At 50.4% G+C, this 23,358-nt stretch carries 19 protein-coding genes; 14 read left to right on the top strand and 5 right to left on the bottom strand.

Features of this window, described 5'->3' with window-relative positions; translation table 11 throughout:
- Positions 1 to 111: 111 nt before the first annotated feature.
- Together MKY95_RS30525 and MKY95_RS30520 are read left to right on the top strand one after the other, a co-directional pair.
- Complete coding sequence (locus MKY95_RS30525; protein ID WP_047840741.1) at positions 112 to 996, top strand: sugar ABC transporter permease; 885 nt, start codon at positions 112 to 114, stop codon at positions 994 to 996.
- Positions 993 to 1,820, top strand: a complete 828-nt coding sequence (locus MKY95_RS30520; protein ID WP_036612676.1) for a carbohydrate ABC transporter permease — start codon at positions 993 to 995, stop codon at positions 1,818 to 1,820. Before MKY95_RS30525 ends, MKY95_RS30520 begins: the two co-directional genes overlap by 4 nt.
- A gap of 161 nt (positions 1,821 to 1,981) precedes the next feature.
- On the opposite strand, the gene MKY95_RS30515 is transcribed toward MKY95_RS30520, so the two are convergent.
- On the bottom strand, positions 1,982 to 3,475 hold the full coding sequence (locus tag MKY95_RS30515; protein WP_339195889.1) for a PLP-dependent aminotransferase family protein: 1,494 nt from the start codon (positions 3,473 to 3,475) through the stop codon (positions 1,982 to 1,984).
- 361 nt (positions 3,476 to 3,836) lie between these two features.
- On the opposite strand from MKY95_RS30515, the gene MKY95_RS30510 reads away from it, so the two are divergent.
- Complete coding sequence (locus MKY95_RS30510) at positions 3,837 to 4,445, top strand: LysE family transporter (protein ID WP_339195887.1); 609 nt, start codon at positions 3,837 to 3,839, stop codon at positions 4,443 to 4,445.
- 210 nt (positions 4,446 to 4,655) lie between these two features.
- On the opposite strand, the gene MKY95_RS30505 is transcribed toward MKY95_RS30510, so the two are convergent.
- From MKY95_RS30505 to MKY95_RS30495, 3 genes are all read right to left on the bottom strand, one after another.
- Complete coding sequence (locus MKY95_RS30505; RefSeq protein WP_339195885.1) at positions 4,656 to 5,492, bottom strand: methyl-accepting chemotaxis protein; 837 nt, start codon at positions 5,490 to 5,492, stop codon at positions 4,656 to 4,658.
- A 381-nt stretch (positions 5,493 to 5,873) separates the two neighbouring features.
- Positions 5,874 to 6,875 (bottom strand): GTP 3',8-cyclase MoaA, encoded by a 1,002-nt coding sequence (moaA, locus tag MKY95_RS30500; RefSeq protein WP_338707193.1) that lies wholly within the window; start codon positions 6,873 to 6,875, stop codon positions 5,874 to 5,876.
- Positions 6,876 to 6,994: 119 nt separating this feature from the next.
- Positions 6,995 to 9,220, bottom strand: a complete 2,226-nt coding sequence (locus MKY95_RS30495) for a methyl-accepting chemotaxis protein (protein WP_339195883.1) — start codon at positions 9,218 to 9,220, stop codon at positions 6,995 to 6,997.
- A 363-nt stretch (positions 9,221 to 9,583) separates the two neighbouring features.
- On the opposite strand from MKY95_RS30495, the gene MKY95_RS30490 reads away from it, so the two are divergent.
- From MKY95_RS30490 to MKY95_RS30440, 11 genes are all read left to right on the top strand, one after another.
- Entirely contained in the window at positions 9,584 to 10,408 is an 825-nt protein-coding gene (locus MKY95_RS30490; protein ID WP_339195880.1) for an ABC transporter ATP-binding protein, read from the top strand.
- Complete coding sequence (locus MKY95_RS30485; protein WP_339195878.1) at positions 10,380 to 11,201, top strand: ABC transporter permease subunit; 822 nt, start codon at positions 10,380 to 10,382, stop codon at positions 11,199 to 11,201. The genes MKY95_RS30490 and MKY95_RS30485 overlap by 29 nt, the downstream gene beginning before the upstream one ends.
- Entirely contained in the window at positions 11,198 to 12,136 is a 939-nt protein-coding gene (locus MKY95_RS30480) for an ABC transporter permease (RefSeq protein WP_338707189.1), read from the top strand. Before MKY95_RS30485 ends, MKY95_RS30480 begins: the two co-directional genes overlap by 4 nt.
- A 140-nt stretch (positions 12,137 to 12,276) precedes the next feature.
- A complete protein-coding gene (locus tag MKY95_RS30475; RefSeq protein WP_338707188.1) occupies positions 12,277 to 13,341 on the top strand; it encodes an ABC transporter substrate-binding protein in 1,065 nt (354 codons plus the stop codon).
- Positions 13,342 to 13,362: 21 nt separating this feature from the next.
- Positions 13,363 to 14,736: an aspartate aminotransferase family protein gene (locus MKY95_RS30470; protein ID WP_339195875.1), complete on the top strand. Its 1,374-nt coding sequence runs from the start codon at positions 13,363 to 13,365 to the stop codon at positions 14,734 to 14,736.
- Positions 14,737 to 14,831: 95 nt separating this feature from the next.
- Complete coding sequence (locus MKY95_RS30465) at positions 14,832 to 16,121, top strand: M20 family metallo-hydrolase (protein ID WP_339195873.1); 1,290 nt, start codon at positions 14,832 to 14,834, stop codon at positions 16,119 to 16,121.
- Positions 16,122 to 16,125: 4 nt separating this feature from the next.
- Positions 16,126 to 17,007 carry a nitrilase-related carbon-nitrogen hydrolase gene (locus MKY95_RS30460; RefSeq protein ID WP_339195871.1) on the top strand — a complete coding sequence of 294 codons (882 nt, stop codon included), beginning with the start codon at positions 16,126 to 16,128 and terminating at the stop codon, positions 17,005 to 17,007.
- Between the two features lie 49 nt (positions 17,008 to 17,056).
- Complete coding sequence (locus MKY95_RS30455; RefSeq protein ID WP_339200075.1) at positions 17,057 to 18,424, top strand: NAD(P)-dependent oxidoreductase; 1,368 nt, start codon at positions 17,057 to 17,059, stop codon at positions 18,422 to 18,424.
- Between the two features lie 72 nt (positions 18,425 to 18,496).
- Positions 18,497 to 19,792 carry an NAD-dependent dihydropyrimidine dehydrogenase subunit PreA gene (gene preA, locus MKY95_RS30450; RefSeq protein ID WP_062836927.1) on the top strand — a complete coding sequence of 432 codons (1,296 nt, stop codon included), beginning with the start codon at positions 18,497 to 18,499 and terminating at the stop codon, positions 19,790 to 19,792.
- Positions 19,789 to 21,234, top strand: coding sequence for a dihydropyrimidinase (gene hydA / locus MKY95_RS30445; RefSeq protein ID WP_339195868.1), 1,446 nt, complete (start codon positions 19,789 to 19,791; stop codon positions 21,232 to 21,234). The genes preA and hydA overlap by 4 nt, the downstream gene beginning before the upstream one ends.
- Positions 21,234 to 21,461 carry a hypothetical protein gene (locus tag MKY95_RS30440; protein ID WP_036667785.1) on the top strand — a complete coding sequence of 76 codons (228 nt, stop codon included), beginning with the start codon at positions 21,234 to 21,236 and terminating at the stop codon, positions 21,459 to 21,461. The genes hydA and MKY95_RS30440 overlap by 1 nt, the downstream gene beginning before the upstream one ends.
- 15 nt (positions 21,462 to 21,476) lie before the next feature.
- Here the strand turns inward: MKY95_RS30440 and MKY95_RS30435 are convergent, their stop codons facing one another.
- Complete coding sequence (locus MKY95_RS30435; protein ID WP_339195864.1) at positions 21,477 to 23,153, bottom strand: PucR family transcriptional regulator ligand-binding domain-containing protein; 1,677 nt, start codon at positions 23,151 to 23,153, stop codon at positions 21,477 to 21,479.
- Positions 23,154 to 23,358: the final 205 nt, after the last annotated feature.

Genomic DNA, 23,358 nt, shown 5'->3' with positions numbered 1-23,358 from the left:
ATGAGCGGTACTTTGTTTCGTCAGAGTCTTCAAGCAGATGATACGGCAGGCAGAACGTTCTTTGTTCCCTCGTTTACAATCATCCGCTTTGAGTGAAAAGGGGGAGAACCAATGGCTACGAATGTGTTCAAGAAGTATCTGTCACTGCTCGCGTTCACTGCGCCTGCCTTTGTCATCTATGCGATTTTCCTGCTGTATCCCACGTTTAGTGGTATGTTCTATAGTCTGACGGATTGGAACGGACTCAATCAGGATTACAGCTTTATCGGTCTGGGCAATTTTGTGGAATTGTTCAAAGAAGATCCTGACTTTCTGAACTCTCTGTGGTTCACGATGAAATATGTAATATTTATGCTGATTCTGCAAAATGGAATTGCCTTGCTGCTCGCTGTGTTGATTGAGTCACGAACGCGCAGCAAAGGGCTTTTCCGGACGTTGTTCTTCATGCCTAACATGATCAGTACAATCATCAGTGCTTTCATGTGGACCTTCATCTTCTCTCAGGTGCTGCCACAGCTCGCAGAGAAACTGGCTTTTTCGTTCCTCGACCAGCAATGGTTGGGTGATCCGAAGTTTTCATTTTACTCCATTCTGATCGTATCGCTCTGGAACGGTGTAGGGTATATGATGATCATCTATCTGGCTGCTCTCCAGGGTGTGCCGAAAAGTCTCAAAGAAGCGGCTGTTATTGATGGGGCCAACGCATTCCAGGTACTGCGCAATGTGGTGTTGCCAATGATTACTCATGCCGTGACCATCTGTTTCTTCCTGACGCTGAACGGAGCATTCAAAGTGTTCGAAGTGGTGTATGGACTGACTGGTGGTGGACCGGGCCGGGCCACGCAGGTGATCACGATGAACATCTATGAAGAAGCATTCTCCAACAACTTCAGATATGGCTATGCGAGTGCCAAATCGGTTGTGCTGTTCATCATCGTACTCATCTTTACACTCATCCAGATCACCGTCATGAAGAAGAAAGAGGTGGAAGCATGAGGATGCAACGACTGAACAGTTATCTGATTCGAGTGCTGCTGATTCTGGGCTCTCTCGTCGCCATGCTGCCGATCTACATGGCGGTGGTGAACTCTTTCAAAACACAGGGTGAGATGTTCCAATCTTTTCTCGCGCTGCCAACAACGTTGCACTGGGAGAATTATTCGGACGCCTTTAACAAAATCAATCTGTTGGGCAGTTCCATGAACTCGGCAATTGTATCCTTTCTGGGGATCGGGGGAATTGTCTTCTGTGCCTCACTTGCGGGATACAAGCTGTCACGTACCTCAGGCCGTTTGAGCAACCTGATCTTCTTCCTGTTTGTTGCGTCCATGCTGGTACCGTTCCACTCGATCATGATTCCGCTGACACGGGTAGCCAAAGGCATGGGTGTACAGGGAAGCACGTACGGATTGGCCCTGATCTATATCGGACTTGGCGTGAACATGGCAATCTTCCTCTATCACGGGTTTGTGAAGTCCATTCCGCGTGAATTGGAAGAATCAGCTCAGATGGACGGATGTAATGAGTTCCAGACATTCTTCCAGATTATCTTCCCGCTATTGTTACCGATCACAGTCACCATCGCGATTCTGGACTTCCTGTGGATCTGGAATGACTTCTTGTTGCCACTGCTCATGCTGACCGATGTGAATCGTTATACGCTGATTCTGTCCACAAACATGCTGTTTGGTGAATATAATAAGGAATGGCCATTGATTCTGTCCTCCCTGGTACTGACTGCGATTCCGGTTATTCTGATCTATGCTTTCTTCCAGAAGTTCATCATGGAGGGCATTGCGGAGGGTGCGGTAAAAGGGTAAAACATTCAAAGGTATCCCGCAGCGCATCTGGTGTTTGCCCGTTCTGTTATTCGGCCAAACTTTCGAAACTTACGCAAATAGCCTTGATCTGAAGGACGTGGTCCTTCAAGGTCAAGGCTGTTTTTTTTGATTGTGAAATCAGGAAAAAGCATTCGTCGAAGTCAGGAGCCAGAATCCATAAGCCTGTGGACAGCCTCTGCCAGGCATTGTAGTCCACGCTCCATCTCATCGGGGGAAGCATAAGCGTAAGACAGCCGAATATGACTCGCATCTAACCGGTCATACAGATAACCCGGGTGGATAAGTACATTTTGCTCCAGACAGGTATGGAACAATTGGCGGATAGAGAGCGGAGAGACAGTGAATTGCAGCCAGATGTAAAACCCGCCAGCGGGTATTTCCCACTCCGCAATCCCATGGAAGTGACGTTGAAGCAGCTCCAGCATGAAGTCTCTGCGTTTGCGAAGTTCAGGACGAAGGCGTTCCATATGTCCAGCGTGATGTCCTTCTGCGAACCACAGGGCAGCAGCTTCTTGGGCGAGTGAACTGGTACCATAATCGGTCTGCATCTTGATATCTGCGAGACGACGAATGACCGGCTCTGGCCCAACCAGCCATCCGAGGCGCAGTCCAGGACTGACTGCCTTTGACAGGGTGCCCATATGCAGCACCCGTCCCTCCTGGTCACGCGCCTTCAGCGATGACGGAGGAGGTTTATCCAACCACAGATCACTGTAGGCGGCATCCTCCAGTATGGAGATGCCTAGTGTTCGAGCGGTGGTCATCAGTTCTTCCCGGCGGTGATCACCCATCACAGAGCCGGTGGGATTATGGAAGCTCGGGATCGTATAGAGAAGCGAGATGTGGTCTTGATCTTTGACATGCTGCGCCGCGTCCTCCAGACGTGCAATGTGTACGCCTTCGTTATCCATCGGGATACCACTCATTTTCAACCCTGCTGACTGAAAGGCGTGAATCGAATAGAGATACGACGGTTTTTCCAGCAGAACCGCTGATCCGCGAGGGAGCAGTCCGACCGAAATCAAATGCAGTGCCTGAAGAGAGCCCGATACGATTAGTATGGAATCTGGAGAGGCTTGAATGCCGGTAGTCTGCAAATGGACGGATAAAGCCTCACGAAGCTCCAAGCTTCCTTGAGGTTCCAGATAGTTGAGTGTACGAGAACGATGGGACAGGGAGTACAGAATGTCGTTGAAAGCATCCTGAGGCATCAGTTCCGGGGAAAGCTCCCCTGTACCAAGACGTATGATGCCAGGTCGGAATTCAGCCTGATTAATCTGCTGGATCTCGGGCAGGTTGGGATAATACCAGCCCTCCTCAATGGCTTCATTCCAGTTGGGCATCGCTTCGTGAGCCATACCATGCCAACCGGAGCCGGAAATATAGGTTCCCCCGCCATGTCTGCCTTCAAGTAGACCCGCGGCGGCCAGATTATCCAGGGCGGTGACCAATGTACTGCGGTTTACGCCCATGGACTTAGCCCATAATCGCTGTGAGGGGAGACGATATCCTGCGGACCATTCGCCCGTTGTGATTTTCTGCCGGATATAGGCTTCAATCTGGCGATATAAGGGCAAGTCGAGAGAAGGGTTCGGCTTCCACCCCATGCTTAGCCGAGAATCAGAACGTTCCATAACAGCAGAACTACCTCCGTTTGAATTTACACTTGGTACTTCGATGGCAGAACAACCTTCCGATCGCTGTTATCCCCAGATTTTTTAAATTCGCTTTTACAAAGGTGAAAATCTGGGGATAAAGGCGAGTTGTATGCTTCCGATGCAGCTTTCTTTCAGAAAGCTTTTAGCTTCGCTTCTTCAGGTTATTTCTGCCCTCTCCGTTTACGTGTAAATTTTTATTTTTTATATAGATAACTTCTGAAATGACACTTAGTAATCAAAACTATATCATTTGGTTGGGTCTGATGCCATCCAAGTGGTTGGTTACGTCAGCCATCATCTGCCCTACTATGGAGTACAGAGATAAGGGGGAAGAACGATGGAGGTTGTTATTCATGCAGTGGTTCTGGCGTTTGGCCTGATCTTGCCACTGGGTGTGCAGAATGTATTTATTTTTAACCAGGGCATGAGCCAGAGGCGTTATATACATGCACTGCCTGCTGTAATAACGGCAGGGGTCAGTGATACGCTGTTGATCGGGGCAGCCGTTGGAGGAGTATCGCTCATTTTGCTGCATTGGCCATTGCTGGCGAATGTGTTGTATGGCGCAGGAAGCTTGTTTTTGCTGTATACGGCTTGGAGTATCTGGAGGTCATCCGAATCTGTGGAAGGTTCGGGGACGGTAATGTCAGCGGGGCGACAGATTGCGTTTGCCGCATCGGTATCTTTACTCAATCCCCATGCTCTGCTGGACACGGTTGCCGTGATTGGCACCAGTTCACTTCAGTATGAAGGGGTGGAGCGCATCTATTTTGCCCTGACAGCCGCGGTAGTATCTTGGATATGGTTCTTGGGACTTGCAGGCGCAGGCAGGGTGATTGGGAGAACGGATCGAACTGGACGCATCAGTCTGGTGTTCAATCGATTGTCCGTTGTGGTCATGGTTGGGCTGGCGTGTATGATGCTGTGGAAGCTCATCTATTCCTAGCAGGACCGTGATGTGGCTCGTCTTGTTTAAAATAAAAAAACTCCCCGTGACGTTAATCGCGCAGGGAGTTCAATATGAGTGCTGAATTTGGTGATCAGCATAACCTGCTGATCTAGTTATTGAGTTGGAACATGTAGTGCTCGATAACGCTTTGGTGTAGCGTCTCTTATATATGGTTAGTCATTTGAGTTAAGATCATCGTAATCGGATCTATTCTGCCTTTAGCAGCATGGATTCAATAAACACTTTCAGATCACGGCTTACACTGTTCAACTGATCAATGACCTCGCTGAACTCGGTTACCATCACAGCCTGTTGGCTGCTAGACTGCGAGATGGATGTGATCTCTTGCTCCATCTGCTGAATGGAATGCTGAACATCCTTCAAGGAACGTTCGATATTCACCGTAGCTTCTTTGGTGCCCGTAGAAAGTTTACGCACTTCAGATGCAACAACGCTGAATCCGGCGCCTGCTTCGCCTGCTCGGGCTGCTTCGATAGCCGCATTCAGGCCCAGTAGATTGGTTTGTTCTGAGATTTCACGGATGAATGCGGCGACCTTGTTCACTTCACCTGAGTTCTGCACAGCCATGCGGGTATTATCCAAAATTTGCGTCGAAGAGGCCGTCAATTGCTCGGATTGGGCGGCTACCGTCTGCACCATATCTGTTAATTTTCCGCTGATCCCCCCGATCAATTCAGTGAAGTACTCCAGTTTTTCCTCATTCTGAAGAGAGAAACCAATGGCAAGTGTACCCGCGATATTTCCTTGCTCATCCCGAAGCGGGGTGGCCGCCGAGTTGATTGATGTGCCATAGAATTTTGCATCAATTCGGTTCGCTGAAGTTTCCCCATGTATAAGTGCCCGGCGGAGTGTAGGGTCATCGAGGGAAACGGGGTCTCCTGCCTTGATGCCCAGATCGAGTTCGTTGCTGGGAACATAATACCAGAACTTCTCGGTATCGGTTACCGCAATCATGATATCGTGTTCTTTGAGCATAATTTTAAAATATGGACTCGCTGCAACGAGTGCTTCAACAATGTTCAATAAGGTTCAGCTCCTATAGTGTATGTGTGCATATCATCTAGATGTAAGTATATACATCGTCAGAATTATCGGAATCTTGAAGACCCAACAAGGGCAATAAGGTATATTAATTAAATTTTCAACAAATGAAACAGGAGAATTGATGATTTTCAGGAATTTATGAAAACATAACAAAAAAGCAGGCGAGAACAATCAAGTTCTCGTCTGCTTTGCTATCCACTTATTCTGTGCAATGCTCTATTTCCCGTGATCCATGCTGAGTTACGTAAGGGTTCACCCCATCAGCGTTACCTCACTCCGTTGTATGCGAATTTCATCCTGACGGGTACAGATAGTATCTGTGCGCAGGAATACGCGGTTGAGTTATATTACGTAAGGTTGCTATCCGCCAATCTGGGACATGCGGCGTACCGTCGGTGTATGAGATTGCATTTTTTGTTCCAAAGCCAGAGCCATCTCATGATTCTTTGGTTTCGTACCCAGCGCTTTGAGGAAAAGCGCCGCCATAGCGTCCGGATCATCCACGAAGCGGCGAACATTATACTCATCGGACCAGTAGAGGCAGGCTTTGATATGTCCGTCAGCGGTCAGCCGAAGTCGGTTGCAATTGTCACAGAAGTGATCGCTCACGGGATGAATCAATCCAAATGTGCCTTCGGAGCCCGCAATTTTCATATTACGTGATGGGCCATTGCCCGCAGGGCCTGTTGTATTTTCTACCGTCCAGCCTGATTCAGCACATACATCTGTCACGGCTTCCAGCGGCAAATAAGATTTGCGCCATGAATCCGAAGCCTGTCCAATCGGCATATATTCAATAAAACGCACATGAAGAGGTTGATCAATCGTCATTGCAATAAAATCCTTGATCTCATCATCGTTGATACCCTTCATCAGCACAACATTCAGCTTGATCGGAGCAAGGCCAGCGGCAGTTGCAGCTTCAATGCCTTTCAGCACCTTGTTCACATCTCCGCCGCGGGTAATCATGGAGAAGCGATCAGCGCGCAGGGAATCCAGACTGATGTTAATCCGGTTCAACCCAGCATCTTTCAACGCCTGAGCTTGTTTGTCCAGCAGAAGAGCGTTGGTAGTCAGGGCAATATCGTCAATCCCGTCAATTGCCGAGATCATGCTGACGAGCTTATGCAGATCCTTGCGTACCAGCGGTTCGCCCCCGGTGAGTCGGACTTTGCGCATGCCCATCGGGGCAAGTACCTTCAGCACCTGTGCTATTTCTTCGTAGCTCATAATCTCATCATGCGGAGCAAACTCCATACCCTCTGCGGGCATGCAATACACACAGCGTAAATTACAGCGGTCCGTAACAGAAATACGGATGTAGTCATGTATCCGGCCAAATGAATCCTGAAGCAGTTCCATGCAGACCACCCTTTCATCGGTTCAGATTGGAAATCTTCTATTATAAATGATACGACAATTTCAAAAGGAACAGTTGCATCAAATTTTAGCTATTTCTCCAATCCGCGTCAACGATGACGTCAGATGACAGCATTTTTGGCGGGGTGATTCAGATGGAATTGTCCCACGAGTTGTTGCAGAAAGACCGTAATGGCTTCCACATTATGCGAAGAATGCTGAACCTGCAACATATCACGGATCAGCTCCATCATCTCTGCTTCTACCTCAGCAGAAGTCGCCCGATTTTGATGGCTGATTGCAGCAATATTCTCCATCAGCATGACCACTTGATCCACAACTTGTGTGCGCTCAGGTTCTTCAGCGGTAGCGTTTTGCAGAAGTTGCGAAGCGGCCTGAACCAGTGTTGTTCCTTCAGCCAGTACCTGATCACCCTCTGTGATCAATTGAGATGCAGCTCCTGCTGCCGTTGAGATTCGGTCCAGAATCTGATGAATATTTTCAGTTGAAGAGCGGGATAACTCGGCTAGCTTGCGGATTTCCCCTGCCACGACCGAGAAGCCTTGGCCATGTTCGCCCACGCGTGCAGCTTCAATGGTGGCATTCAGAGCCAGCAGGTTGGTCTGAGCTGAAATTTCATCAATGACAGCCAGTGCACGGTAAATCTCTTTCATGGTATCCATGAAGGACAGGATGGTACGGTTGGTATCGGACACCGCTCCTGAGATTTGGGTCATTTTGTCGCCGATTCGTTCCACTTCCTGCTGGGCCACGCTGATCTGTTCGGTAGCAGAGGTCTCCAGTTGTTGCAGCGTTATGCGCATATGATCAGCAGCGATCTTGGCCTGGTCAAGATCTTCCAGTTGGGTACGAATGGCCTGAATCATCGAACCAAGCTTGTAGTTCACGCGCTCAGTCGTACCTTGGGTTGTCTCTGTTGAAGTTCGCATCTGATACTGGTTGTCCATAACGTCTACCGTGGCAAGTTGTACCTTCAGCATAATGCCTTCCAGAGAGTCAATCATGTTGTTGATCCACTTCGCCAGTTCACCTGATTCGTCTTGGGCAAAAGCAGACGTGTCTAGGCGCTGGGTCAGATCACCCCTGCCTTCGGCGTTAATTCGAATAAATCGGCTGATGCGACGCAAGTCTTCATGAACTCGTTGATATTGGCTACGATGCAGCTGTAATGCAGTGAAGAATCCGAATAACACATTAACAGCGGCCATTGCTGCTGCGCTCCACCCACTACCAGTGAAGGCATAGACAAGAGCTGCTCCTGCAACGCCTGACAAAAGTGTGAAGAGACTGTGCTGTTTGAACTGGCGCCAGCCGATGCTTCGTATCCGATACACTTCCTCCAGATCCCCTTCACACATCATGCCCCAGCGATCAGGACAGTATGGCAGCTGGAAGGTGATGCCTTTACCGATCACAGAAATATGGCGATAATCCGAGTAGCCGGGAAAAGCTACGAACAGATTGGAACCATTCTGAATGGTGTTTGCTACTCCGGGGTGTAGTTCTCCGGTCGACGGATCAGTGAACATGAGTTCCAGTTCGGTATGCTCCTTGACGGAAACGATACCCCATTCGGTGGTGACACCATCTTTGAGATTTTCCCCATGTGTAAAGGTACGGTCTTCGAATCGACTTCGGGATAAGGCGGTGCCGGGTTGCAGATGGGGCCGTAATATCGACTCAGCCATAAAGAGGTAATTGTCACCGGAATCGGGATAGATATGACCTGATTCTCGTTGGATCAGGTCACCGAGTACATCCCCGGGAACACGGCTGCATAATGAACCGACATATCGACCTTCCTGCAGGATTGGGGAGATAAACAGCAAGGTGACATCATCGTGAAAAGCGGACGAGCGTGGACCAATATCCAACGTCAGTGGATCAGAATATGGGCCATACAAACACTTTTTCCCATGACAATCTGCTCTGGAGTATTTCAATCCTGGTCCAATTAAAGCTTCGTAATCTTCATAGATCTGTCCAATATGTTTCTTATATGTAGAGAATACCACCTGATTCTGTTCGTTCAGCATGAATAGCTCCGTACTGTCTACGGCTCGAATATAACTGGATTGAAACCATACATCTAGTTTGCTTAGTTGCTGTGAACCTTGTAATACATCCTGTAATTGAACTGACTGTATCTGTTGAAGCAAACGATCCAGGTGATTCCATTGTTCATCTGCCCAGTCCATCATAAGCTGCCGTCTCGTTTCGGCAATTCCCTCAAAAATCTGTTCCACATCTTCCTTCATATGTGCGTTCAACCGATACGATCGCCACAGCGGCAATCCTTTTCTCCATCCCAGCCAATCAAACATCATGACCACCCCGATTTCTGGATTCTCTATTCAATCTTTATACAAGAAAATGAGCAAGAATACGAGGGCATATGTCATATTTTCCGAATATTTAATCAATAAATACAAATGATTGTGCGCTTGTTGTTAGGTGAAATGAATGTTAGCTATCTACGAAGAAAACTCACATGTATGTATCTGAGAATCCGTCTCATTTTACATTGTGTAACATGAACAGGCCCATACTCAAAACACACTGTATAATGTAATCCGCGCCCAAAGCGATATAGTATTATCTAACAAGCAAAACCTGTTACGTTAATGTATATAAACCTCCCATTCAGCCTTGGTGTGTAATGAAAACAACTTCCACAAAGGAGAATGCCCATGTCCTCCGCACCCTCAGCTACAGTCGCCGAAGCCTGCCATATTGATGTAGATCATGTGTCCGTTATCTTTGGCACAGGTACACAACAAGTCACTGCCTTGTCGGATGTTACATTCCAGATCCAGTCCAATGAGTTTGTCTCGCTGCTTGGCCCTTCCGGCTGTGGCAAGTCCACCTTGCTCCGGCTGGTGGGTGATCTACTTCAGCCCACCTCAGGCACCGTTCGCATTGCAGGTCAGGAGCCTGAGCGGGCTCGGCTACAGCGACAGTTCGGTATTGTCTTCCAGACACCAGCCTTGTTCGATTGGCGCACGGTTCGTCACAATGTGGAATTGCCCTTGGAGCTACTCGGTACCCGCCGGAAGGAGTGCCGCCGCATTAGTGGTGAGCTGCTAGAAATGGTAGGGCTAACCCGCTTCGCCGACCATTATCCATGGCAACTCAGTGGAGGGATGCAGCAACGTGTATCCATTGCGCGTGCACTTGCGCTTGATCCGCCATTGCTGCTCATGGATGAACCCTTCTCTGCCTTGGACGAATTCACGAAAGAAAAGCTTCAATTGGAGCTGCTTGAGATCAAGCGCTCAACAGGCAAGACCTTCCTCTTTGTCACACACAGCATCCCCGAAGCCGTATTTCTGTCCGACCGGATCATCGTGCTCTCGGCACATCCGGGGCAAGTACATTCCATTCATTCCGTCAATCTGCCTTCCGAACGTCATAGTGAACTGAGAGAAACGGAAGCCTTCTACCACATGATTACAACCATTCGCAACTGCTTCTACGAGGAGCGTGATGAATCTCATGTCCCTGCGGTTCTTTAAACCGGGATATCGATCCTGGGTTGTCATCTGGATTATGACCATATTGGTGCTATGGGAAGGAATCGCCTGGATACTCCAACTGTTCTTGTCACCCCAGCAGGCGGCGTCTCGCCTTCCTTATCTGCACGAAGTCCTTGCAGCCTTGTTTCGTTACTCGAGTACGCTCGCAGAGCAGGGGGCTGTCACGTTTGGCAATGCAGCCATTGGTTTTGGAGGGGGAACGTTGCTTGGTCTGGGTCTGGCTCTACTCATGAGCGGGGCTGTCTGGCTAGAGCGCACGTTATCTCTATATGTTGTCTCCTCACAGATGGTTCCGGTTATTGGTCTCGCACCAATTGTGTACGGGATCATCCACAATGCGGAGTGGGCCCGAATTGTTATGGCCGCGTATGTCACTTTCTTCCCGATCATCATCCATACATTAAAAGGATTGAAAAGTGCAGCACCAGAGCATCTGGAACTTATGCGTTCCTGTGGAGCTTCACTGACTGCACGATATATCAAATGTCTGCTACCCTCAGCACTGCCGGGACTATTTTCTGGTATGAAAATAGCCGCTCCGCTGGCGGTGACCTCCTCCATCGTTGTGGAATTGATGGGCGCCCCCGACGGGCTCGGCGTCCTGATGGTCAGTTCGTTATATTACGGCCATGCCCAAGTTGGCATGTTCTGGGCCACCATCATGCTTAGCATTGGCATTGGCCTGATCTCGTATCTGGCCATCAGTCTGGCTGAACGTTGGCTAACCCCTTGGCAGCCTGAATTCAGGGCCAAAGGAGGCGATGCCACATGAGTGAAGGTAGAGTTTTGCAACGGAAGCGTGATGAAGGTGTGGCTATTGCTACTGTAACTGGCGCGGCTACGCCCCTCACGGGTTCACAGATAACATCTGCTCCAGGATCAGAAATTCATGGACAACAGGGACAAGCCGAAAAGGCCAGATTGGATACTAGCGTTCGCAGGCGCTCAATTGTACTGAGCATGCTTCCTTGGGGTGCGGGTATGTTGTTTCTCACCCTCTGGCAGCTCAGGTTGTTTCATTGGATATTCTCGCTGGAAAGCTACCAACTGCCTGTGCCTTCCGCGATTGCGGCATCCATTCAGGAAAATGCCAATATGCTCTTTCGATACGCGATGTATAGCGGAACCGAAATGCTGGGAGGTTTTTTGCTCGGTTCATTGTTGGGTGCTCTGGCGGCAGCGGGTGCATCGTTCTTTCCAACAAGCGGCAGGGCCGCGGTTACGGTTCTGTCTGCACTTAATGCTGTTCCGATCGTGGCCCTTGCCCCGATTATGAACAATTGGTTCGGAGACGGGATCTGGTCGCGTATTGCAGTAGTCACGGTGATTACGATGGCCGCCATGGCCGTCAGCCTGTTCAAAGGACTGACTTCCATTCAGCCGCAGTACAGTGATTTGCTGAGTGGTCTAGCCGCGAGCAGGATGCAGTTTTTTTGGAAGTTGAGACTGCCTCATGCGCTGCCTTCCCTCTTCGCCGGTCTGAAGATCAATATGTCGACCAGTATTATCGGGGCCATTGTGGGTGAATTTTTCATCGCCTCCCAGGGGCTGGGGTACTTGCTCTCGGATCAGATTCGACTGGCAAACATGCCCTTGGCCTGGTCCTGCATTGTCATCGCAGCCGCGCTCGGCATTGTGTTGTATGAAGCGGTTGTCCTAGCAGAAAAACGACTCATTCCGTGGAATCGTGCACGCACAGATCACTAACATACATCAGGGTACCAACCTTCCATAGATCGTAATACGTGATTGAGGTTGTTCAAAAAGTCCACGGTACTGAAAAGCAGACTTTTTGAACACGGACTGATGCTTGATAAATCGTATATAAACAGGGGGTTGTTCTGTACATGTACAAAACGTTGAAGCCGGGTTTGCTGGTATTGGTCCTGTTGGTTGTTACGATGCTGAGCGCATGTTCTACGAAGTCCGAGCCGGCGGCTGAGCCTGTCGCTGCGAGTTCAGGAGGGGCTGGAGAAGCAGATCAACCCTTAACCAAAGTGAAAATTCAGCTGAAATGGGTGCCGCAGGCGCAATTTGCCGGGATTTATGCAGCGAAGGAAAAAGGTTTTTTTGCAGATGAAGGCATTGATGCCGAGATTATTCCGGGTGGTCCGGATATCGTGATTGAGCAGCAGGTGGTCAATGGTGCGGCCGATGTGGGAATCACAGGAGTAGACAGTCTGCTGGTCAGCCGGGATAACGGTCTGCCACTCGTCTCGCTCGCCCAGATCTCGCAGAAGAGTAGTTATCGCTTGATCGCCAAGAAGTCCCTAGGCATTACTGATCCGGCTCAGATGAAAGGCAAGAAGGTCAGTACTTGGTTCGGCAGTCAGCAGTTTCAGGTGCTCGCGTTCATGGAGAAGAATGGCCTGGATCCAAAGAAAGACATTGAACTGGTGAAGCAGGGGTTCACGATGGATCAGTTTTTCAACGATCAGGTGGATGTAGCTACGGCGACGATCTATAACGAATACCACGTTGTACTGGAAAGTGGAACGAAAGAGTCCGATCTGGATGTGTTCAACATTGAAGATGCCGGTGTTGGCATGCTGGAGGATACGCTGATTGCCAAGAAGGATTGGGTAGACAGCAACCGTGAGCTTGCGGTCAAAGTGACCCGTGCCATTTTGAAAGGCTGGAACTACGCCATTGATCAACAGGATGAGACGGTGGATATCGTGATGAGTAATGTGACGGATGGCAGCACCACCCGTGAACATCAGGTCACGATGCTGGAAGAGATTGCAAAGCTGATTCGCCCGGAAGGATTTACGGAGCAGCAAGTTGGCAGCTTTGTGGATGAGTCATTTACCCGAACTGCGGATATTGCACTGAACTATGGCTTGATCAAAAAAGCCGCAAATTTGGATGAAGCGCTGGAGAAGAGTATCTATGAAGAAGCTGTGAAATAAGCGTGTGGAGGAGGATGACGAATGAGTTCTGTGGATCAGCAGCCTCAGCCGCTTGGCGGTACGAAGGAAGAATGGCTGGAGAAGGATCGCAAATACGTGTGGCATCACATCTCGCCTCATAACGATCATCCAATGATTGCGGTAAGTGGAGAGGGCAGCTGGATCACCGATCAGGATGGTACGCGTTATCTGGATGCGATGTCGGGACTGTGGTGTGTGAATGTGGGGCATGGCCGTGAGGAGATTGCGAGAAGTGCCTACGAACAGATGAAAGCACTCGCTTATGTACCGATGACGCAGAGTCATGAACCAGCGATTTTGCTGGCGGAGAAGCTGAATGAATGGCTGGAGGGGGAGTATCGAATATTCTTCTCCAACTCAGGTTCAGATGCGAATGAGGTGGCTTTCAAAATAGCCCGTCAGTACCACCATCAGAATGGTGAGCCTACTCGGCACAAATTCATCTCCCGTCACCGTGCCTATCACGGTAACTCCATAGGAGCGCTGGGCGCCACTGGGCAAGCCGCACGCAAGATCAAATACGAGCCACTCGGCGTAGGTTTCTCTCATGTTCCACCACCGTATTGTTACCGCTGTCCGTTTGGACGAAACAAGGATGGATGCGGACTCGAATGTGCAACCATCTATGAAGAGGTGATTCGTTGGGAAGGTCCTGAGACGGTTGCCGCAGTAATTATGGAGCCGGTGATCACAGGGGGCGGCATGATTGTACCCCCACCGGATTATATGCGTACCGTGCAAGAGATCTGTCAGCGCTATGGCGTGCTGCTCATTGTAGATGAGGTAATCTGCGGTTTTGGCCGATCTGGGCAGAAGTTTGGTCATCAGAACTATGGCGTACAGCCAGATATTGTGACGATGGCAAAAGGCATGACCAGTGCGTATTCGCCGCTATCAGCAACGGCGGTGCGAGCCGATCTGTATGATACGTTCCGGGAACCCGGCCCGGATGCCCATTTTCGCCATGTGAATACATTTGGCGGGAATCCCGTGTCCTGCCGGGTGGCACTGGCGAATCTGGAGATTCTGGAACGAGAGAATCTGGTCAGCCGGGCGGAAGAACTGGGATATCTGCTTCGTGAGAAGCTGGAGCCATTGCTCGAGCTGTCCATTGTGGGGGATATCCGTTCATTCGGATTCGCCTGTGGCATTGAATTGATTGAAGCTGATGGTTCTCCTGCGGAGGCGGATAAAGTAATGAAGGTACTCGCCAGTTGTAAAAGGGACGGCATTCTGATTGGCAAGAACGGCGATACCGTGCCGGGGTTTGCAAACATTTTGACGATCTCTCCGCCGTTTGTTACCACCGAGGAAGAGCTGGATCTGATCGCTGGAAGTTTGCTCGTTGCACTACGTAGTCTGGACGCAGGTTAGTTGGCGTGGATGGATAAAACACATGTACGACAGACGTTTACGATTTAGCAAGCAAAATCATTACGCGATAAATAAGCGCAAGGAGGCGAGGGAGGATGCAGACCACAACAGGCAAAGTCATTAATCAGCATCGGCTGAATGAGCGAATTGAGCAGTTGTCACAGATTGGGCGAATCGCGGAGACGGGTGTCTGCCGACTTGCCCTGACCCCGGAAGATATGGACGGCATCATACAGGTTCGTCTCTGGATGGAAAATGTCGGTTTGACGACACGACTTGATCCGTTTGGCAATCTGATTGGTCGTCTGGAAGGTGAGGATCAGGCGTTGCCGATCCTCATGATTGGTTCCCATATCGACTCTCAGCCCTACGGCGGTCGATATGATGGAGCGATTGGTGTGCTTGGCGCACTCGAAGCGGTGCAATGCCTGATCGAAAATGGCATTCAGCCCCTTATGCCGATTGAGGTGATTGCTTTTTGCGATGAAGAGGGTTCCCGTTTTAACAAAGGCCTGTTCGGTTCACGTGGCATAACGGGTCAGTTGGAAGAGGGCGAACTGGAGCGGCGGGATAAAAATGGAGTGACCCGCCGGGAGGCACTGGAAGCCTTTGGCTGTTCTCCTTCGGATTTTGAAGAAGCGATCTACCCGCCAGGTTCCATAGGCAGTTATCTGGAGCTGCACATTGAGCAGGGGCCGGTGTTGGAAGCGTTGAATGCACCAGTAGGTTTGGTTACGGGCATCTCGGGCCCGCTGTGGCTTACGGTCACGATGAAAGGCATGGCGGGTCATGCTGGCTCTGTTCCGATGGGGATGCGGCATGATGCTTTGGTAGGCAGCGCCAAAGTCATTGCGGCTTTTGACGATATGGTGAGAGAAGACCCGGAAGCTCCAAATGTAGGTACGGTGGGAAGTTTGAGGGTGTTTCCAGACTCACGGAACATCATTCCGGAGGAAGTCAGCTTCACGGTTGATTTGCGAGACATGGAGATGGAGCGCAGGAACCGGCTTGAAGCCCGATTGATGAACATTTTGGATGACGTAAGTTTCCGATATGGTCTAACCTACTCGCTGACAGAGGATACGAATAGTGAGCCGCGGTATTGTGCAGAGCCAATCATGTCGGTGATTCGTTCATCCGCGGAAGAGATCGGGGTTACTTTGCCAGAACTGATGAGTGGTCCGTTCCATGATGCGTTGGCCCTTTCGCTTGTGTGTGATTATGGCATGATTTTTGTCCGCAGCAAAGACGGCATCAGTCATCATCCCAGCGAATATTCCTCCCCGGAGGATATTGGACTCGGCACGGAAGTGTTATATCGCACCATTCGGAGGATGTGTAGTGGAATGAACCAACCAATCATTTTACCTGAGGAGGCGTTGTGACGTTATGAGCAAAATCAGCATCGGATTAATCCAGGCTTCTCATGAAATTGAAGGTTCGGCTCCCGTTGAGGTACACAAAGAAGCTGCGGTTCAGAAACACATAACGCTGGTCCGTGAAGCTGCTGCACGAGGGGCCAAGATCATCGGGTTGCAGGAAGTGTTCTATGGGCCGTACTTTTGTACAGAGCAGAATCCCAAATGGTATGCATCCGCTGAACCGGTGCCGGAAGGACCGACGACGAGACGTTTTCAGGAGCTGGCAAAGGAGCTTGCGGTGGTGATTATTTTACCTGTATACGAGGTGGAGGGCATTGCTTCGTATTACAATACGGCAGCCGTTATAGATGCGGATGGTACGTATCTGGGCAAATACCGCAAACATCATATCCCGCATGTGGAAGCAGGTGAGGGCACGAATGGGTTCTGGGAAAAGTATTATTTCAAACCAGGTAACCTTGGGTTTCCGGTTTTTGATACAGCCTACGCCAGAGTGGGTGTGTACATCTGTTATGATCGTCATTTTCCGGAAGGGGCACGATTGCTCGGGTTGGCGGGGGCTGAAATAGTGTTCAATCCGTCCGCTACGGTTGCGGGGACATCGGAATATCTGTGGAAACTGGAACAGCCTGCTCACGCGGTAGCTAACGGCTATTATGTAGCGGCCATCAACCGGGTTGGCGTGGAAGCGCCATGGAATATGGGTGAATTTTATGGACAGTCGTACCTGGTCGACCCGCGAGGCAGAATGGTAGCGATAGGTAGCCGGAATCAGGATGAGGTCGTCATTGGCGAGATGGATACGGAGATGATTCGTGAGGTACGTAATGTGTGGCAGTTCTACCGAGATCGCAGGCCGGAAACGTACGAACATCTGGTTAGTCTGTAAAAGTAGCTGGAAGCTGCGCGGATCAAACTTCAGGAGGTGCATGACATTGATGAACAGCTCAGGAACAACGTTATCCGATTATGGGTGGGAGAGTCGTTTTGCCGAGATGAAACCCGCCATGACAGGCAAGGAAGCGATGGAGGAATCAAACCGCTGTCTGTACTGTTACGATGCACCTTGTATCAAAGCCTGTCCAACCGACATTAATATCCCTTCTTTTATTAGCAAAATATCCACAGGTCACCTGAAAGGTTCGGCCCGCACCATCATGGATGCGAATCCGGTTGGAGCCAGTTGCGCACGCGTGTGTCCTACAGAGGAATTGTGTGAAGGTGCATGTGTTCTGAACGAATCGTCGAAGCCGATTCGCATTGGTGACTTGCAGCGTTACGCCACCGACTGGGCGCGGGCGAAGAATGAGCCGTTATTCCAGGCAGCACCTGCCAATGGGAGAACCGTTGCTGTTGTGGGAGCGGGGCCAGCAGGACTGTCGGCGGCACGTGAACTAGGGCGTGCGGGTTATGAGGTGACGATCTACGAGGCCAAACCCAAAGGTGGCGGGTTGAATACGTACGGCATCGTGTCCTTCCGTCTGCCCGAATCGGTTGCGCTATGGGAAGTGGAGCAGGTAGAAGCGCTTGGTGTACAGATCCGTTATGGGGTACGCATCGGTGTGGATATTCCTGCTTCGCAGTTGCTGGAGCAGCATGAAGCAGTGATTCTGGCATGTGGTATGGGTTCAGTACCCATGCTGGGCATTGAAGGGGAGACACTGGAAGGTGTCTATGATGCGATTGAACTGGTGGAGTCTACCAAGCAGGGTGTTCCGCCCGCATTGAATGGTCTGAAGGTTGCCGTTATTGGCGCGGGCAATACGGCGGTAGATGCAGCAACCTGTTCGGTACGTCTTAATGCCGAGCGGGTGCAGATGTTATATCGGCGCGGGGAAAGCCAGATGACGGCGTATGCGTTTGAATATACTTTTGCTAAGCAGGAGGGTGTGGAGTTCCGCTGGTTTACGATTCCGCAGCGTATTATTGGAGACGAGAATGGTCGGGTTCAAGCTGTGGAATGTGTGAAAATGGAGCTAATTACCCCGCCTGGTGGTGGGCGTGTGTTGCCCGTGCCTGTGGAGGGATCGGAGTTCATGATTGAATGTGATACCGTCATCCGGGCGATTGGGCAGCATCGTTTATTACCATTAATCGAAGCGTTTGGGCTTCGTCACCACTGGGGTGTCGTAGAGATCGAGCCGCATACGTACCGTACCTCACACCCTCAGATCTATGCGGCAGGAGATGTTATTTTTGGTCAGGGCCAGGGTGAGGCGATGGTTGTCTCGGCTGCACAGCAGGGTAAGCTGGCTGCCGCCGCTGTCATGAAGGCACTGCCTGGACAGGTGGAAGAGACGGCGTGAGTTGTGAGCGAGACAAGGTACGGAGTGTCCAGTGTAACTAATATGTTCAAACAACACCAAGGAGGGATCGTTATGGCTGACTTATCCATTAATCTGGCAGGTATTCGATCACCCAATCCATTCTGGCTGGCCTCTGCACCACCGACCAATACGGGATATCAGGTCCAGCGTGCGTTCGAGGCGGGCTGGGGTGGCGCGGTGTGGAAGACGCTGGGTGAACCAATTATCAATACATCCTCGCGTTTCGCGGCGGTTCATTTTGGTGGGCAGCGGGTGGCAGGGTTTAACAATATCGAATTGATATCCGATCGTCCGCTGGAAGTGAATCTGCGGGAGATTGCCGAGACCAAGAAACGCTTCCCGGATCGTGCGGTTGTCGCTTCACTGATGGTGGAACCTACGCGAGAGAAGTGGCATGAGATTGTGAAGAAGGTGGAAGCCGTCGGCGTCGACGGCCTGGAACTGAACTTTGGCTGCCCGCATGGCATGGCCGAACGTGGTATGGGAGCCGCCTCTGGTCAGCAGCCTGACCTGGTCGAACTCCAGACGATGTGGGTGAAGGAAGTGGCAACCACACCGGTGATCGTGAAACTCACGCCGAATATCACGGATATTACGGCGACTGCCCGGGCAGCTGTCCGCGGTGGCGCGGATGCGATCTCCCTGATCAATACGATTAACTCCCTGGCAGGTGTGGATCTGGATTCGTGGAATACCGTGCCGCATGTGGGCGGCAAAGGAGCGCACGGTGGATATTGTGGCCCAGCTGTAAAGCCCATCGCACTGAACATGGTTGCGGAGTGTGCCCGTAATCCGGAGGTAGGTGTTCCAATCTCAGGGATTGGTGGCATATCTGATTGGCGGGATACGGCAGAGTTTTTGCTCATGGGCGCTACAGGGGTTCAGGTATGTACCGCAGCGATGCATCATGGATTCCGCATTGTGGAGGACATGATTGATGGGCTGAATGATTATTTGGATGAAAAGGGTCTAAGCAGTGTAGCAGAACTGGTAGGTCAGACGGTTCCGCGTTACTCCGATTGGGGCAATCTCGATCTGAACTACAAAGTGGTCGCCCGCATCAACCGCGATGTCTGCATCAATTGCAACAAATGCCATATTGCTTGTGAGGACACCTCGCATCAGTGTATTGATATGTTGACCGACCCGTCCGGTTCCTATCTGGAAGTGGTGGAAGAGGACTGTGTTGGCTGTAATCTGTGTTCGATCGTTTGCCCGGTGGATGGGGCGATTGAGATGGTTGAACTTGTACCTGAGCAGGAACCTGTAACCTGGAATGAACGTCAATCTGCGATTGCCATGCTGCAATCCGTTAGAGATCAATCAACCAAGGAGGCGATATCATGAGTACTCGCAAATTGATTCGTAATGGTGTGTTGGTCACAGCGTCAGATACCTTTGAAGCAGATATTTTGATCGAAAAAGGTAAAATCACACAGATTGGCATTGGGCTCATCCCTGACGAACGAATGGAAGTCGTGGATGCAGCGGGCTGTTACGTCATTCCGGGCGGGATCGACCCGCATACGCATCTGGATATGCCCTTCGGTGGGACGGTAACGGCGGATGATTTTGCGACAGGAACGACAGCTGCAGCTTTTGGAGGAACAACGACGATCATTGATTTTTGTCTGACACAAAAAGGCCGTCCATTAATCGAATCTCTCCAGGAGTGGCATGCCAAAGCCGAGGGTAAAGCTGCCATCGACTACGGTTTCCATCTCATGATTGGCGAGATGAATGATCAGGTGTTAGAAGAGCTGCCGCAGATCATTGAAGAAGAGGGTGTGTCATCCTTCAAGGTGTTCATGGCGTATAAAAACCAGTTTCAGGCGGATGACGGGATTCTCTTCCAGACGTTGCAAAAGGCAAAAGAGTACGGCGCACTCGTCATGGTTCATGCCGAGAACGGGGATGTCATTGACCTGCTGGTTCGACAGGCGCTCGCCGAAGGGCGCACGGAGCCGATTCATCATGCGCTGACTCGTCCATCCATGCTGGAGGGAGAAGCAACAGGGCGTGCGGCGCGTCTGGCTGCACTTGCGGATTCACAGCTGTATGTGGTGCACGTGACCTGTGCGGAAGCAGTGGAGCAAATTGCGCGTATGCGTGAAATGGGTTACCGAATCTGGGGGGAGACCTGTCCTCAGTATTTGACGTTGGATCAGTCGATCATGGATCAGCCGGACTTTGAGGGTGCAAAGTATGTCTGGTCACCACCGCTGCGGGAAGCGGCTCATCAGGACGTGTTGTGGAATGCATTGAAAAGCGGTCAGTTGCAGACGATTGGCTCCGATCATTGTTCGTTTAATTTCAAAGGGCAGAAGGATCTGGGTAAGGATGATTTCAGTAAAATTCCGAACGGCGGGCCCGTCATCGAAGATCGCCTCAGCATTCTGTATTCAGAAGGTGTAGCCAAGGGGCGGATTACGCTCAATCAGTGGGTCGATCTATGTTCGACAAGAGCGAGCAAGTTATTTGGATTATTCCCGCAGAAAGGTACTCTGGCTGTCGGGACAGATGCAGATATCGTTATTTTTGACCCATCTGTAAACAGGGTGATTTCGGCAGAAACTCATCATATGAACGTGGATTACAGCGCATTTGAAGGTATGCAGGTACAAGGATGTCCGGTGACGGTGTTGTGCCGCGGGGAGTATGTCATTCGAGATCGGCAGTATGCCGGAACAGCAGGGGCAGGCCAATATGTGAAGCGCAACAAGTATGATGCAGGCGCACCCATACCGGTGAAACAGCCTGTGACGGTAGTGAATGGAGGGAGAAGCTGATGTCGGATCATGATGTGTTTGAGGCCGAGAGAATCGCCATAGAGCGAATGGTTGCACAGGGTTATCGGATCTATTCGGTACGGGAACATCTGGAGGGTGCTCACGTCATATGGGGGCACCCCGATCTTCCCGAAGAGAAACAAGAGCAATACGTGGGCACGGCATCTGGGCGGAAGTGGTTCAGTCATATTCTGATTCGTCAGCTTCAGGAGCAGCGGGGCGCTTAGACCATGCCCAGCTCTTCACGCGATTGGACCATGAACATATTCATAAGCGTAGATGGCAAGTTCGATCGCGACCCTTTTCTCGGGGAGGATATAGTCTTCTCCCAGAAGGGCTTCGATTTTGTCCAAACGGTGATACAGTGTCTGTCTGACGATATATAGAGCGGTGGCCGTCTCTTGCTTGGAGCAGCACAGGACCAAATATTGCTTGAGCGTGCGCAGCAGCTGACCTCCTTTCTCTACATCGTAACGAATGAGCGGCCCCAGGTATTCTTCGATAAAATCATCTAGATTACCGCTCTGTTTCATGCTGGCAATGATGCGATAACAATGAAGGTTACTGTAAAAAGGCTGCTGCATCTCACCGATGTCCTTCTGAATTCGCAGTGTCTCCTTCGCGGAATCCAGGCTATCCTTGAGACGGGAGAGGTCTGTGCAGTTATGACCGATTCCGACCAGGCCTGAGAAGAGGCAGTGGGTCTGTTCCTGCTCGTGCTGCTGCAGCTGTTCGATGCAGCGCCAGAGACTGCTTTTGCGCTGAGATCCAGGTAGTGGGTCGAGAATGATAAGAATGATCTGGTGGTTCAGAACGGTGCTGTAGAGGGTGAAGTTCTCCCGAGCAAATACCGACCGGGCGACGATGTTACGTTGGATCAACAACTTCTGAAGTCTGAGGCTATCTGTGTATGCTGGATTGTTGTCGAATAAAATAATAGTGGCTTTGCTCGTTGCGAGAAGGGGATTAACGGTAGATATATATTCATGGATTTCCTTCGTGGAGTGGTGTCCGTTAAGCCAATCAATGACCCACATATCTTCTTTGTAGCGGCGTTTCTCTTCCATGTATTTGGTTCGCATCCAGTCCTGAGCAATCGCGGCCGCGCATCGTTCCAGTGCCTGAATGACGAATTCATCCGAAGGTTTGATCGGTATGCTTGAATCTTGATCCGTCAGCTTTTGATGCATCAGCACAAGGTCGGCAAAGGTGTAGTCCAACGCCTGAACAGGCATGCTGATCACATCCAATGTGTTATCTGACAGCTGCATTAAATTCGGAATATCCTCCCCCGCCAAATGTTCCCGCTGCAAAAACCAATCCTGCCGTCGCTTCTCCAGCTGCTCTGGAGAGCAGTAGGGAACGCTACTTGCTTCCCCTTCAAGTGGATATAACGCCACGGCATATCCGGTTGTTCGTGACAATAATCGAAGCAGAGGTTGTACGCCATCTCCATTCAGAAGAAGTTGGTTAAATGAGGTGGTGAGACTATCGAGTTCAGCGATCATCCGCTGATGACTGCGAATCAGGGTGAAATGCAGGTCTTGCGTAATATCGATATAACGGACTTGTTCGTGAAACCAGATCAACGGAAAATCCGCTGCTACTGCAATTTCTTTCATAGCCCTGAGTTGCGACTTGGTGTGATCCCCCAGTTCCATACAGAGTCCGGCAGCCCCGCGTGCAATTAACTGACGCAAAAAAGACAGGCCTTGCTGCTCACCCTCCTGCCAGCCAATGCCTGTTGTCAGCACCAATTCCCCGCCATTGAGCAAGTCCCCCACCTCGGGAACCTCCATGATATGAACCCAGCGAACATACCGCTCCAGCGCACGATCACTGGCCAGGACTTCTGCCTTGCGAAACACGGGACGTTTTAACATGTCTCTGACTTGAATATGAAGCGTTGTCTCCCCCACACAACCACCATCCTTCCCAAATCACATGTGATCTATCTGGAGTCTGGAATCCGTCAACTTACATAATTAATCCATATTATAATTCTATTTACAGCCAATGGGCTGAAATCTAACGTTCATTTGTTTCAAATGACAAATGGGACTGTTCTTTTTGTGATTTTGATTAAAATAAATAATTTATATGTCAGTCTATGTCTCGTGTGAA

The organism is Paenibacillus sp. FSL P4-0176, assembly GCF_037975265.1.
Lineage (GTDB): Bacteria > Bacillota > Bacilli > Paenibacillales > Paenibacillaceae > Paenibacillus > Paenibacillus amylolyticus.
This window is presented reverse-complemented; position numbering and strand designations above follow the sequence as displayed.